The following is a 12,202-nucleotide window of genomic DNA, read 5'->3' on the forward strand; positions in this document are numbered from 1 at the left end:
AGATGTGTATAAGAGACAGGCATCAAGCCTGGCTGTCATCCTGGAACTGGTCCTTGACGTATTTGATCTCGGTACGCCCGTGCGGCGCCGGCAGGCCGTCTTCACCCAGGTTGACGAAGACCATCTTGTCCACAGTCAGGATGCTTTTGCGGGTGATCTTGTTGCGCACTTCGCAGGTCAGGGTAATCGAGGTGCGACCAAACTCGGTGGCGGTGATGCCCAGTTCGATGATGTCGCCCTGGCGCGAGGCACTGACGAAGTTGATTTCGGAGATGTACTTGGTCACCACACGCTGGTTGCCCAGCTGGACGATGGCGTAAATCGCGGCTTCTTCGTCGATCCAGCGCAGCAGGCTGCCACCGAACAGGGTGCCGTTGGGGTTGAGGTCTTCGGGTTTAACCCATTTGCGGGTGTGAAAATTCATATTCGCTCCTGACCGTCTTGCCTTAGATGCCGACCATGATGTCAGACCACGGCACTCAGCTCTATTAAGCTTCGACTATGGTCTCGATTAGGCAAATCAAAATGCCGTGGATAAATCCTTGGGAACATCGACGCGGATGGCTATAATGCCCCTCGCTTCAAAACGGTCATTTTTACCCGGTACCGTTCCCGCCACCTGTCCGAGGGGCGCTGCAGCAGGTTCAACCTGTCAGGCTCGGATGGGGCGTTGTTTGTTCAGGGCTCCCTGGGCAGGCACTAAACGCACAACGGCGCCCATTCGCGATTAAACGAATGGAGGCTCTTGATGAGCGCTGTAAACACGCCTGCAGGTTTTAACGACTTTAAAGTCGCCGATATGTCCCTCGCCCAATGGGGCCGCCGCGAAACCTTTATCGCCGAGTCCGAAATGCCTGCCCTGATGGGCCTGCGTCGCCGTTATGCAGCAGAACAACCGCTCAAGGGCGCGAAGATTCTGGGTTGCATCCACATGACTATCCAGACTGCCGTACTGATCGAAACCCTGGTTGCCCTGGGTGCCGAAGTGCGTTGGTCGTCGTGCAACATCTTCTCGACTCAGGATCAGGCTGCTGCCGCTATCGCTGCTGCCGGTATCCCGGTTTTCGCCTGGAAAGGCGAAACCGAAGAAGAGTACGAGTGGTGCCTGGAGCAAACCATCCTTAAAGATGGCGAGCCATGGGATGCCAACATGATCCTCGACGACGGCGGCGACCTGACCGAGCTGCTGCACAAGAAATACCCGGCCATGCTGAAAAAGATCCACGGCGTGACTGAAGAAACCACCACCGGTGTTCACCGTCTGCTGGACATGCTGGCCAAAGGCGAGCTGATGATCCCTGCGATCAACGTGAACGACTCGGTCACCAAAAGCAAAAACGACAACAAGTACGGCTGCCGTCACAGCCTGAACGATGCCATCAAGCGTGGTACTGACCACCTGCTGTCCGGCAAGCAGGCACTGGTTATCGGCTACGGTGACGTGGGCAAGGGTTCGTCCCAGTCCCTGCGTCAGGAAGGCATGATCGTTAAAGTGTCCGAAGTTGACCCGATCTGCGCCATGCAAGCCTGCATGGACGGTTTTGAAGTGGTTTCGCCGTTCATCAACGGCCAGAACGATGGCACCGCTGCCAGCATCGACGCTGCGCTGCTGGGCAAGATCGACCTGATCGTGACCACCACCGGTAACGTCAACGTGTGCGACAAGAACATGCTGGCCGCGCTGAAAAAACGCGCTGTGGTGTGCAACATCGGTCACTTCGACAACGAAATCGACACCGCTTTCATGCGCAAAAACTGGGCATGGGAAGAAGTGAAGCCACAGGTTCACAAGGTTCACCGTACTGGTCTGGGCGAATTCGACCCACAGAACGATGACTACCTGATCCTGCTGGCTGAAGGCCGTCTGGTTAACCTGGGCAACGCCACAGGTCACCCAAGCCGCATCATGGACGGTTCGTTCGCCAACCAGGTGCTGGCGCAGATCTTCCTGTTCGCCCAGAAGTACGCTGACCTGCCAGCCGAACTGCAAGCCGAGCGTCTGACCGTAGAAGTGCTGCCGAAGAAGCTGGACGAAGAAGTGGCCCTGGAAATGGTTCGTGGTTTTGGTGGCGTTGTAACGCAACTGACCAAGCAACAGGCTGACTACATCGGCGTCACCGTCGAAGGCCCGTTCAAGCCAGAAACCTACCGTTACTGATTAAAGAAAGGCGGTCAGGCTTGCACTGACCGCCTTTTTTTTGTGTGAAAGTTCAGCGTCAGGGGTTGTCCATGCCCCCCTCGCGCACGCCAGGGTATTCCCATGTCTCAAGACCGTCGTTACAGCTTCGAGTTCTTCCCGACCAAGACCGATGCTGGACATGAAAAACTGATGAACACGGCTCGCCAGCTGGCGACCTACAACCCGGATTTCTTCTCCTGCACCTACGGTGCCGGTGGCTCGACCCGTGACCGCACGATCAATACCGTGCTGCAACTGGAGAGCGAAGTAAAAGTACCTGCTGCTCCGCACCTGTCGTGCGTGGGTGACAGCAAGGCCGATTTGCGCGGCCTGCTGGCCCAGTACAAGGCCGCGGGGATCAAGCGCATCGTTGCGCTGCGTGGCGACCTGCCTTCGGGCATGGGCATGGCCAGCGGCGAACTGCGCTATGCCAATGACCTGGTGAGCTTCATTCGTGAAGAAACCGGTGACCACTTCCATATCGAAGTGGCGGCTTACCCGGAAATGCACCCGCAAGCGCGCAACTTCGAAGACGATATCAACAACTTCGTGCGCAAGGCCCATGCTGGCGCTGACAGTGCCATCACCCAGTACTTCTTCAACGCCGACAGTTACTTCCGTTTTGTCGAGCGCGTACAAGCAGCGGGAGTGATGATTCCTGTGGTGCCGGGCATCATGCCGATCACCAATTACAGCAAGCTGGCGCGGTTCTCTGACGCCTGTGGCGCTGAAATCCCGCGCTGGATCCGCAAGCAACTTGAAGCCTACGGCGACGACACGCAGAGCATCCAGGCATTTGGTGAGCAGGTCATCAGCGAAATGTGCGAACGCCTGCTCGACGGCGGCGCCCCGGGGTTGCACTTCTACACCCTGAACCAGGCTGATCCGAGCCTGGCGATCTGGAACAACCTCAAGCTGCCGCGCTGATCTGCCTTTGTGGGAGCGGGCTTGCCCGCGATGGCATCGCTGCGGTCCGTCAAGGGATGCGCGTCGTATGCATCGCGAGCAAGCCCGCTCCCACATGGGTTTAAAGCCGTTGGGCAGCATGAAATCGGCGCGTCGTGATTGCTCTGTTATACTCCGGTTTTTCCGCCAGGCTTACGCCCGGCCGCTCGTCCTTGTACAAGGCATTCAACCTCCCGTTACGGCGCAGCTCTCAGCCAGCGCGAGCGGCATGAATGGGCCTTCAGGACTGGAGCAGGACCGGACGGGATTGCGTCATCTTAAACGCCATTCACGCCAGGCAAGACTATCCCTTTGGGCCAAGCCCTAACTAGAACAGGATTTCTCATGTCCTTTGCTTCCCTCGGTCTCTCCGAGGCTTTAGTCCGCGCCATTGAAGCTGCGGGCTATACCGAGCCTACTCCGGTGCAACAGCGGGCCATTCCCGCCGTGTTGCAAGGTCGCGACCTGATGGTTGCGGCACAGACAGGTACTGGTAAAACCGGTGGCTTCGCTCTTCCGATTCTGGAAAAGCTGTTTCCCAATGGCCACCCGGACAAATCCCAGCGCCACGGCCCACGCCAACCACGCGTGCTGGTCCTGACGCCTACCCGCGAACTCGCCGCCCAGGTGCATGAGAGCTTCAAGCTCTATGCCCGCGACCTGAAGTTCGTGAGCGCCTGTGTTTTTGGCGGTGTGGGCACCAACCCGCAGGTTCAGGCCCTGGCCCGTGGTGTTGACGTACTGGTTGCCTGCCCCGGTCGTTTGCTCGACCTGGCCGGTCAAGGCAGTGTTGACCTGTCCCACGTTGAAATCCTGGTACTCGACGAAGCCGACCGTATGCTCGACATGGGCTTTGTCCATGACGTGAAAAAAGTCCTCGCTCGTCTGCCGGCCAAGCGTCAAAACCTGCTGTTTTCGGCGACGTTCTCCAAGGACATCACCGATCTGGCTGGCAAGCTGCTGCGCAACCCGGAACGCATCGAAGTAACGCCACCGAACACCACGGTCGAGCGTATCGAGCAACGCGTGTTCCGTCTGCCTGCCACGCACAAGCGTGCCTTGCTGGCGCACCTGATCACCGCTGGCGCCTGGGAACAGGTTCTGGTCTTCACCCGTACCAAGCACGGTGCAAACCGCCTGGCCGAGTACCTGGACAAGCACGGCCTCAGCGCTGTGGCCATCCACGGTAACAAGAGCCAGAACGCGCGCACCAAAGCCCTGGCCGACTTCAAGGCCGGTACCGTACGCATTCTGGTAGCGACCGACATTGCCGCTCGTGGCCTGGACATCGACCAGCTGCCGCATGTGGTCAACTTCGAGCTGCCAAACGTCGACGAAGATTACGTTCACCGTATCGGCCGTACTGGCCGTGCCGGTCGTTCGGGCGAGGCGATCTCGCTGGTAGCGCCGGACGAAGAAAAACTGCTGAAAAGCATCGAGCGCATGACCAAACAGAAAATCGCCGATGGCGACCTGATGGGTTTTGACTCGAGCACGGTTGAAGCTGAAAAGCCTGAAGTACGCGAGCGTCCGGATGTGCGTAACCCGCGCAACCCGCCGCGCGGCCCGCGTGGCGACGGTCCGGGTAACCCGGGCGGTGGCGGCGGTCGTAAAGACAAGGGCAAGGAAAAGAGCAAAGAAAAGCCGGCAGCTGCTCGCAGCGAGCGTCCAGCTCGTGAGCAAAAGCCGCGCGAAGCTCAGCCTGCCCGTGAACAGCGTCAGCCAACCCCGCGTGCCGACGCCAATCGTGCGCCGGACGAGTTCCGTGATGACGATGTGGATAACTTTGGTAACCGCGCTGATTACGTCAGCCCGTACCAGAACAAGAATAACCAGAGCCGTGGCCGTCGTCCGGGGGCTCCGGCCCAGGGCGCAGGCACTGGCGCTGCGCCAGCGGGTCGTACCGGTGGCCGTCAGAACGGTCCGCGTACCGGTAGCGGTGCCAGCACTGGCACTCCGCCTGCCAAGCGCAGCGGTCCACGCAGTGGCGCTCCGCGTGACGGCCAGGCCCGTCGCGAAAACCGCCCGGCCCGTGACGATGCCCGTCAAGAGCCAGCGGTTAAAGGCCCACGCGAGAACCAGCCGAAGATCATGCACAAAGAGTCGAAAAGCGATCGCTTCCCGACGCCTGAGCAGCTCGATCAACTGCCGAACCGCCCGCGTGGCGAGAAGCCAGCGCTGCTGACGCGTAACCGCTAAAAATTGTGGGAGCGGGCTTGCTCGCGATTCAGGTACTTCGGGTTAACGGCTGCACCGAGGCAATCCAATCGCGAGCAAGCCCGCTCCTACGACAGCACACAAAAAAACGCCCCGGCTCTCACAAGCCGGGGCGTTTTTTTAGCCGTTTAAAAGCGCTATTACTTGGCCTTTACGCCTTCCAGCGAGATATCCAGGCTCAGGGTCTGGTCCTTGCTTGGGGACTTGATGCCGAAATCCTGCAGGTTGATGGTGGTGGTCGCGTTGAAGCCAGCACGTTCGCCGCCCCACGGATCCTTGCCTTCGCCGTTGAACGTTGCCTTGAAGGTTACAGGCTTGGTCACACCGTGCAGGGTCAGGTCACCGGTTACGTCAGCTGTGTTGTCGCCAGTCGGCACAACCTTGGTCGACTTGAAGGTCGCTTCCGGGTACTTGCTCACGTCCAGGAAATCTTTGCTGGCGATATGCTTGTCACGTTCGGCGTGGTTGGAAAACAGGCTGGCGGTTTTCAGGGTCACGTCAATCTTGCTGTCGGCAGGTTTGGCTGCGTCCCACGAGAACGTACCGCTCCAGTCCTTGAAAGTACCGTGAATGAAGCTGAAGCCCAGGTGGCTGACTTTCCAGTCGATAAAGGCGTGCTGGCCTTCTTTGTCGATGGTGTAGTCAGCCGCCATGGCCTGACCTGCGGTCAGCATTGCGGTTCCGAGAGCCAGCGCAGCGAGGGTCTTTTTCAACATGCGTTCTATTCCTTTTGAGTTGAGGTTGAGCATCAGGCTTTGCGCCCCAGCATACGGTTCAGGGTCGCATCACGATCGATAAAGTGGTGTTTCAAAGCAACCAGACCATGAAGCCCTGCAAAAATGACCACGGCCCATGCCAGGTAAAGATGCACGACACCCGCTACATCAGCCTGGTCAGGCAGGTTGGAAATCAGTGCAGGGACTTCAAACAGGCCGAAAACCGGAATACCCACGCCTTCAGAGGTGGAAATCAGGTAGCCGGCGATCATCACGGCAAACAAACCCAGATACAAAAAACCATGCCCGAGTTTGGCACCGATTCGTGTTGCACGGCTGTAACTGGCCAGTGCCGCTGGTGCCGGGCTGAACCAGATCCATACAACGCGTAGCAGCATTACAGCGAATAGCGTCAGACCAATGCTTTTATGCAGGTCAGGCGCCTCTTTGCGCCAAGGGCTGTAATAGTCCAGACCGACCATCCACAACCCCAGTGCGAACAACCCGAACACCGCCAACGCAACAGACCAGTGCATGAAGATGCTGACGGCACCATAGCGAGAAGAAGAGTTACGTAGCTGCATGACCAACATCCTGTAGGAACTTGGGTCTAAGACTAATGGTTTACCTATCGATTGAAAGCGCATTTTATTGCTGCAAGCTATCGATAAATACGATCTGAAGCCTGAGAGTCAAACGTTAAGCAAACGTTAACAATATTTGTGTTGCCTGTGGGTGTCCAAGGCCGTCTTTGAATACGGAGTAAACGTAATAGGTTGTTACACGCCTGCGCATTGCATAGGCTTGCACTCTTGTTTGCCCGCACACGCCGGGAGCCAGCGCCAGGAGAGTGAAAATGGGCCTGAATAACCAGTGGATGCAACGCGACCTTGCCGTGTTGTGGCATCCCTGCACCCAAATGAAAGACCATGAACAACTGCCCTTGATCCCTATCAAGCGCGGCGAAGGCGTGTGGCTGGAAGACTTTGAAGGCAAGCGCTACCTCGATGCCGTGAGTTCCTGGTGGGTCAATGTGTTTGGCCACTGCAACCCGCGAATCAACCAGCGCATCAAGGATCAGGTCGATCAGTTGGAGCACGTGATCCTTGCAGGCTTCAGCCATCAGCCGGTGATCGAACTGTCCGAGCGGCTGGTCAAGATGACACCTGAAGGCCTGACCCGTTGCTTCTATGCCGATAACGGTTCGTCGTGCATCGAAGTTGCGCTGAAGATGAGCTTCCACTACTGGCTCAACCGTGAACAGCCAGACAAAAAACGCTTCGTTACCCTGACCAACAGCTATCACGGTGAAACCATGGCCGCGATGGCCGTGGGCGATGTGCCGTTGTTCACTGAAACCTACAAGGCGTTGCTGCTCGACACCATCAAGGTGCCGAGCCCCGACTGCTACCTGCGCCCTGAAGGCGTGAGCTGGGAAGCGCATTCGCGCACGATGTTTTTGGCGATGGAGCAGACTCTCGCCGAAAATCATCAAACCGTGGCTGCGGTTATCGTTGAGCCGCTGATTCAGGGCGCGGGTGGCATGCGCATGTACCACCCGGTGTACCTCACACTGCTGCGCGAGGCCTGTGACCGTTACGGCGTGCACTTGATCCTTGATGAAATTGCCGTGGGCTTTGGCCGCACCGGCACCATGTTCGCCTGCGAACAGGCGGGTATCACGCCGGACTTCCTGTGTCTGTCCAAAGCGTTGACCGGTGGCTATTTGCCGTTGGCGGCCTGCATGACCACGGATGAGGTGTACAGCGCGTTCTACGACGATTACCCGACCCTGCGCGCCTTCCTGCATTCCCACAGCTATACGGGTAATCCGCTGGCCTGTGCCGCAGCGTTGGCGACGCTGGATATCTTCGAAGAAGACAACGTTATCGAGAACAACAAGGCCCTGGCTCAACGTATGGCCCTGGCGACTGCCCATCTGGTTGATCATTCTCATGTTTCGGAAGTACGTCAGACCGGTATGGTGCTGGCCATTGAAATGGTTCAGGACAAGGCCAGCAAAACCGCTTACCCGTGGCAGGAGCGTCGGGGGCTTAAAGTCTTCCAGCACGCCCTGGAGCGGGGTGCGTTGTTGCGCCCACTGGGTAGCGTGGTGTATTTCTTGCCGCCTTACGTAATCACCCCCGAGCAGATCGACTTTTTGGCTGAAGTGGCCAGTGAAGGGATCGATATCGCGACCCGCAGCGACATCAGCGTGGCCGTGCCATCGAATTTTCACCCGGACTTCCGTGACCCGGGTTAAACCGGGCCGTACTGTATCTCCTGTGGGAGCGGGCCTGCTCCCACATTAGCACCCGAATTTTCAGAGAATTTAAATGAGATTGTCCCGCTTTTTTATCGACGCTCCTTTGAGCCTTGGTGAGCATGAATTGCCTGAGGCTCAGGCGCATTACATTGGCCGCGTGCTGCGTATGGCCGAGGGCGATGCCTTGCAAGTGTTCGACGGCTCGGGCCAGGAGTTTCTGGGACGCTTGCTGGAAGTCGGCAAAAAGCGCGTACGCGTGCTGCTGGACGAAACCTTCGCAGGGCAAGTTGAATCGCCATTGGCCATTCACCTCGGTCAGGGCCTGTCCCGTGGCGAGCGTATGGACTGGGCTATTCAAAAGGCCACCGAGCTGGGCGTGACTGAAATCACCCCGATCATGAGCGAGCGCTGCGAAGTGCGGCTCAAGGACGAACGCGCCGACAAACGTCTGGCCCACTGGCGGCAGGTGGCGATCAGCGCCTGTGAGCAATGCGGCCGTTCGCGGGTACCCGTTATCCATCCGCCGGTGTTGCTCAGCGACTGGATCAAAACCACTGAAGCCGACCTCAAGCTGGTGCTGCACCCGGTGTCAGAACCCTTGGCCAGCCACGCGAAACCTTCGCGCCTGGCGTTTTTGATCGGCCCCGAAGGCGGCCTGACCGATAACGAAATCGACCTGGCCCAGGCCGCCGGCTACCAGCCTGCACGCCTTGGCCCACGGGTGCTGCGTACCGAAACTGCGCCGGTTGTAGCCCTGGCCGTGGCGCAGCAGTTGTGGGGTGATTTCTAAGTCAGGCCCTGCTTTTTTGCTTTTGTGGGAGCAGGCTTGCTCGCGATGGGGTCGACGCGATTATCTAGACCTACCGCGGCGCCTGCATCGCGAGCAAGCCCGCTCCCACAAAGGTGTGGCCTTCAATTTCAGTCGTTTCGTACGACGTTTCGCTTTCATTCTCGTGAATCATCCGAGAAGATTCCGCTCGCTTGCGCCTGTTCAAATCGGGGAATAGTCTCGGCCCATCGCTGCAAATCAGCGGTCGGGTTTAGTCGCCTGGTAGATGAGCAAGGCGCAAGGCGCCACCTTAGTGAGGCGTTTTTTTTGGCCCCGCTTTATGGTGGCCGTGCGCAGGGCGCCCTCGGGCGCGCCGGTTTCCGAGCTCACCGGTCGACTAACCTGCGTACGGCTGCCACCCGTTCGTTTTGGTGTTGTCGGTCATGCACTTGGTGGAGCTGGCCAAGGGTTATGTCGACAAGTCGCTGGATACGCTGGCAACGCACTGAAGCAGCACGCGCCTGAGTGCAGCAGGCGCGTTTTGGGGCAGCTGGTTTGAAGGTGAGGGTGTAACGGAAGACTTTTTTTGACGCCCTTACTCCACCGGGTCACTCACCGGCTTGGCGATGATCTGTTTTAGCTCGGCGGTCATCGGGAACTCCAGGTTCAGGCCGTTGGGCGGGATCGGTTGTTCGAACCAGCGCTGGTAAATGCTGGTGATTTCCCCGGACTGATACAGGTCGGCCAGGGTCTTGTTCACCACCGCCAGGAACTGCGGGTCGTCCTTGCGCACCATGCAGCTGTAGATTTCACGGGATTGCTCATCCCCTACAACCACCCATTTGTGCGGATCACGAGCTTTGGCACGTTCGCCGTAGAGCAGCGCATCGTCCATATAAAACGCAACGGCGCGGCCGGTTTCGAGCATCTTGAAGGCTTCACCATGATCTTTGGCACTGATCACGTTCATGCCCATTTTGTGGTCGGCGCTGTAGCTTTTGATAAAGCGTTCGTTGGTGGTGCCTGCCGTTGTCACCACGTTTTTGTCGCGCAAATCATCAAAGCCCTTGATGCCGCTGTTCTTGGCGGTCAGCAGTTGGCCTTTGACGTAAATAAACCCATAGGAAAATGCCACCTGCTTTTGCCGTTCGGCGGTCACGCCGGTTGAGCCGCATTCCAGGTCTACGGTGCCGTTCTGCACCAGCGGGATGCGGGTTTGCGAGGTCACCAGGTTGTATTTGACCTTCAGCGGTTTGCTGCCCACTTGCTGCTGGATGCGCTCGACGATTTTATTGGCCAGCTCCACCGAATAGCCCATGGGCTTGCCGCTGTTATCGCCGACATAGGAGAACGGCACCGATGCATCGCGATAACCCAGGGTAATACTTCCCGAGTCGGCGATTTTTTTCAGTGTGCCCTGCAACGGGGCTTCGTTGGCTTGTACGGCATGGCTGATTAACAGGCCCAGCGTGCAACTGATCAAGGCAAATTTTTTCATTGTTGTTTTCCCCTCACACAGATTAATGACGAACTGCAATCACGCTGATTTCCACCAATACCTCAGGCCGTGCCAGCTCCGCCTGCAGGGTGGTGCGGGTGGGCGCCTTGCCTGCCGACAGCCAGGCTGACCACACGGCATTCATGGCCGCAAAGTCGCGCTGGATGTTTTGCAGGTAAAGGGTGGCGTTAACGATGTGGTCTTTATCGCTGCCAGCTTCGGCCAACAGGGCGTCGATCTTGCTCAACACTTCTTGCGTTTGCGCGGTAATGTCCTCGCTTTGCGTAGGCACCTGTCCCGACAGAAACACCAGGGCTTCAAACGTCGCGGCGGCGCTCAAACGGTCATTGCTGTTGATGCGTTGAATGGTCATAGGGCTTTCCTTGTGGACGGGATGGCGCACTCAGGCGGCCAGGCCTTGCATGTCAATGGAGGTTTTGCGTTGTGCAATCAGCTCGCTGAGCAAGCGCCCGCTGCCGCAGGCCAGGGTGAAGCCCAGGGCGCCGTGGCCCAGGTTGAGCCACAGGTTGCGATAACCGCTGGCACCCAGGATGGGTACGCCGCTGGGGGTTGCAGGACGCATGCCAGCCCATTCGATGGCGGTTTGATAGTTGCCCGCATCCGGGAACGTGCTGCTGGCCAGTTGACGCATTTGCGCCAGGCGTTTGGGGTCCGGGGCAGGGTCGAAGCCGACGATATCGACCATCGCGGCGATGCGCAGTTGCTCGCCGATACGCGCGTAGACAATTTTGCGGTCGTAGTCGGTAATGCTCACTTGTGGTGCCTTTTGCGGGTCGGTCAGGGCCAGCGTAAGGCTGTAACCCTTGAGCGGGTACAACGGCAGGTGCAGCCCCGGCAGGCGCAGGGCCGGGCTGTTGTGCCCGGCGGCGAGCACCAGTTGGTCCACGGCCAGAACCTCGTCGCCCATTTCCACTGCCTGTACCGCCCCGTTGGCGTGGCGAAGCCGGGTGACGGTCTTGCCCAGCATAAAGGTGCAACGGCCACTGGCCTGCAAGCGGGCGGCCAGTTGCTGACAGAACCCGTGGCAATCCCCGACCTCTTCGCTGGGGGTATAAATACCGCCGACGAATGCCGAGCCTTGCAGCCCGGGTTCCAGGCTGGCGCACTCGCCGGCAGTCAGTGCTTGTTGAAATGAGCTGTGGATAACTTTTTTCCGGGCCTTTTCAAAGTTGCCGCGCTCACGGAACGCCACCAGCTTGCCGTTGCGCTGCCAGGCGAAGCCGTCGAGCTGATCTTCTTCGCGCCACTGCTGCAGCGTGGCCTGGCTGAGCAATGCCAGGCGCAGCAAATGCGCGCCATTGCGCTGGTTCACCGAGCCACGGCAGGCAGCCACAAACGAGGCCAGCCAGCGCCATTGGGCCGGGTCCATGCGCGGGCGCAGCTTGAGGGGCGAGTCGCCGCGCAACATCCAGCCCATCGCTTGCCACGGCACGCCGGCATCGGCCAGCGGTGCTACATAGCGGTAGGAGAGCTGGCCACCATTGGCAAAGCTGGTCTGGCTGCCCAAGGTCGGGCGGGCCTCGATCACCGTCACTTCAAAGCCGTCGCGCACCAGGGCATACGCTGTAGCCAGCCCGATTACGCCCCCGCC

At 58.7% G+C, this 12,202-nt stretch carries 11 protein-coding genes and 1 riboswitch; of the genes, 5 read left to right on the forward strand and 6 right to left on the reverse strand.

Annotated elements, in window-relative coordinates; all coding sequences use genetic code 11:
* Positions 1-22: 22 nt before the first annotated feature.
* The gene (locus tag QN377_RS22400) at positions 23-424 is read right to left on the reverse strand and encodes an acyl-CoA thioesterase (RefSeq protein ID WP_016782518.1); all 402 of its coding nucleotides are present in this window, start codon (positions 422-424) and stop codon (positions 23-25) included.
* A gap of 195 nt (positions 425-619) precedes the next feature.
* Positions 620-726: riboswitch (S-adenosyl-L-homocysteine riboswitch) on the forward strand.
* Positions 727-748: 22 nt separating this feature from the next.
* Between QN377_RS22400 and ahcY the strand changes: the two genes are divergently transcribed.
* From ahcY to QN377_RS22415, 3 genes are all read left to right on the forward strand, one after another.
* Positions 749-2,158, forward strand: coding sequence for an adenosylhomocysteinase (ahcY, locus tag QN377_RS22405; RefSeq protein ID WP_088378781.1), 1,410 nt, complete (start codon positions 749-751; stop codon positions 2,156-2,158).
* 102 nt (positions 2,159-2,260) lie between these two features.
* Complete coding sequence (gene metF / locus QN377_RS22410) at positions 2,261-3,106, forward strand: methylenetetrahydrofolate reductase [NAD(P)H] (RefSeq protein WP_094999872.1); 846 nt, start codon at positions 2,261-2,263, stop codon at positions 3,104-3,106.
* A 363-nt stretch (positions 3,107-3,469) separates the two neighbouring features.
* On the forward strand, positions 3,470-5,323 hold the full coding sequence (locus tag QN377_RS22415; RefSeq protein WP_094999873.1) for a DEAD/DEAH box helicase: 1,854 nt from the start codon (positions 3,470-3,472) through the stop codon (positions 5,321-5,323).
* Between the two features lie 158 nt (positions 5,324-5,481).
* Here the strand turns inward: QN377_RS22415 and QN377_RS22420 are convergent, their stop codons facing one another.
* On the reverse strand, positions 5,482-6,057 hold the full coding sequence (locus tag QN377_RS22420) for a YceI family protein (RefSeq protein WP_094999874.1): 576 nt from the start codon (positions 6,055-6,057) through the stop codon (positions 5,482-5,484).
* Between the two features lie 32 nt (positions 6,058-6,089).
* The gene (locus QN377_RS22425; RefSeq protein ID WP_095019613.1) at positions 6,090-6,641 is read right to left on the reverse strand and encodes a cytochrome b; all 552 of its coding nucleotides are present in this window, start codon (positions 6,639-6,641) and stop codon (positions 6,090-6,092) included.
* A 272-nt stretch (positions 6,642-6,913) separates the two neighbouring features.
* Between QN377_RS22425 and QN377_RS22430 the strand changes: the two genes are divergently transcribed.
* Both QN377_RS22430 and QN377_RS22435 read left to right on the forward strand, forming a co-directional pair.
* Positions 6,914-8,320, forward strand: coding sequence for an adenosylmethionine--8-amino-7-oxononanoate transaminase (locus tag QN377_RS22430; protein WP_095019614.1), 1,407 nt, complete (start codon positions 6,914-6,916; stop codon positions 8,318-8,320).
* A 73-nt stretch (positions 8,321-8,393) separates the two neighbouring features.
* The gene (locus QN377_RS22435; RefSeq protein WP_094999877.1) at positions 8,394-9,113 is read left to right on the forward strand and encodes a 16S rRNA (uracil(1498)-N(3))-methyltransferase; all 720 of its coding nucleotides are present in this window, start codon (positions 8,394-8,396) and stop codon (positions 9,111-9,113) included.
* A 574-nt stretch (positions 9,114-9,687) separates the two neighbouring features.
* On the opposite strand, the gene QN377_RS22440 is transcribed toward QN377_RS22435, so the two are convergent.
* From QN377_RS22440 to QN377_RS22450, 3 genes are all read right to left on the reverse strand, one after another.
* Positions 9,688-10,590 (reverse strand): transporter substrate-binding domain-containing protein, encoded by a 903-nt coding sequence (locus QN377_RS22440; RefSeq protein WP_095019615.1) that lies wholly within the window; start codon positions 10,588-10,590, stop codon positions 9,688-9,690.
* 22 nt (positions 10,591-10,612) lie between these two features.
* Positions 10,613-10,963 (reverse strand): RidA family protein, encoded by a 351-nt coding sequence (locus tag QN377_RS22445; RefSeq protein ID WP_094999879.1) that lies wholly within the window; start codon positions 10,961-10,963, stop codon positions 10,613-10,615.
* A gap of 30 nt (positions 10,964-10,993) precedes the next feature.
* Positions 10,994-12,202: D-amino acid dehydrogenase (locus QN377_RS22450; protein ID WP_323567666.1), on the reverse strand; the 1,209-nt coding region annotated here is incomplete at its 5' end.

The organism is Pseudomonas sp. CCC4.1 (assembly GCF_035019225.1).
In the GTDB taxonomy this organism is placed as follows: domain Bacteria; phylum Pseudomonadota; class Gammaproteobacteria; order Pseudomonadales; family Pseudomonadaceae; genus Aquipseudomonas; species Aquipseudomonas bubulae.